The sequence below is a fragment of the Streptodolium elevatio genome (assembly GCF_040649515.1).
In the GTDB taxonomy this organism is placed as follows: domain Bacteria; phylum Actinomycetota; class Actinomycetes; order Streptomycetales; family Streptomycetaceae; genus Yinghuangia; species Yinghuangia elevatio.
Genome location: NZ_JBEZFP010000289.1, coordinates 1 through 1,330, shown reverse-complemented (window position 1 = coordinate 1,330; position 1,330 = coordinate 1). Strand labels below are relative to the sequence as shown.

The following is a 1,330-nucleotide window of genomic DNA, read 5'->3' as shown; positions in this document are numbered from 1 at the left end:
TGAACCGCCCCGGGTTTGATGGAGATCTCAGATGGTTGCTGTGACGTGGGGTTTCGCGGTTGTCTGGTAGTAGTTGGCTTCGTACTCGACGGGCGGCAAGTGGCCTATCTCACCGTGGAGTCGGCGGTGGTTGTACCAGTCGATCCATTCGGCGGTGGCGAGTTCGACCTGGGACAGGGACGCCCACGGTTGTCGGGGTTTGATGAGCTCGGTCTTGAACAGGCCGATGGCGGACTCCATCAGGGCGTTGTCGTAGGCGTCACCGACCGAGCCGATGGACGCGGCGATGCCGGCGCGGTCCAGGTGCGCGGCCAGGCGGAACGAGGTGTACTGGCTGCCCGCGTCGGAGTGGTGGACCAGTTCACCGGGTACGTGCGGGCGCCCGTCGCGGTCGCGTTGCCACAGCCCCATCTCCACCGCGTCCAGGACGAGTTGGGTCTGCTTGGACATCGACGCGGACCAGCCGACGATGCGCCGGGAGAAGGTGTCGACGACGAACGCGACGTAGACGACCCCGGCTCGGGCGGCGACGTGGGTGAAGTCCGCGACCCAACACCGGTTCGGGGCCGGGGCGACGAAGTCGCGGTCGACCAGGTCGGGCGCCCGTGACGCGGCCGGATCCCGGATCGTGGTCACGATCCGCTTCCCGCGGACCGCGCCGGCGATGCCGAGGTCGCGCATCAGCCGCTCGACGGTGCAGCGGGCCGCCGGGTGGCCGCGGCGGTGCAGCTCGCGCCAGATCTTCCGGGCGCCGTAGACGCGGAAGTTCGCGTCGAAGACCTCACGGATCACTGCTTTGAGTTCGGCGTCGCGGACGGTGCGGGCCGACGGGCGCCGCAGGCGTTGTCGGTGGGCGTAGTAGGTGGAGGGGGCGATGCTGACCCCGTGCCCGGTGAGCACGTGGCAGATCGGCTCGACGCCGCCGAAGCGGTCCCGGTGCTCGTCGATGAACGCTACGAGCGCGTGTGTGGCCGGTCGAGCTCGGCCGCGAAGAAAGCCGATGCGGCCTTGAGGATCTCGTTCGCCCGCTTGAGCTCGGCGTTCTCCCGCCGCAGCCGCTTGATCTCCTCGGCCTCGTCCGTGGTCGTCCCGGCGCGCTCGCCGGTGTCGACCTGCTCCTGGCGCACCCACTTGCGCAGCGTCTCCCGCGACGCGATGCCGAGTTTCGCGGCGACCGCGCTCATCGCCGCGGACTCGGTCGGATAGTCGCCACGCACCTCGGCGACCATCCGCACCGCACGCTGACGCAGCTCAAGCGGATAGGTGAACGGACGTCCCATAACTCGATCCTTACACGTAATCGAGTCCCCACTTCACCCGGGGCGGTTCA

1 protein-coding gene is annotated in these 1,330 nt (G+C 68.8%); it reads right to left on the bottom strand.

Features of this window, described 5'->3' with window-relative positions:
* Positions 1–27 precede the first annotated feature (27 nt).
* A protein-coding gene (locus tag AB0C36_RS43115; RefSeq protein WP_358365285.1) for an IS3 family transposase occupies positions 28–1,280 on the bottom strand; the annotation gives its coding sequence in 2 pieces (ribosomal slippage) (positions 28–998 and positions 998–1,280; 1,254 coding nt in all).
* Positions 1,281–1,330: the final 50 nt, after the last annotated feature.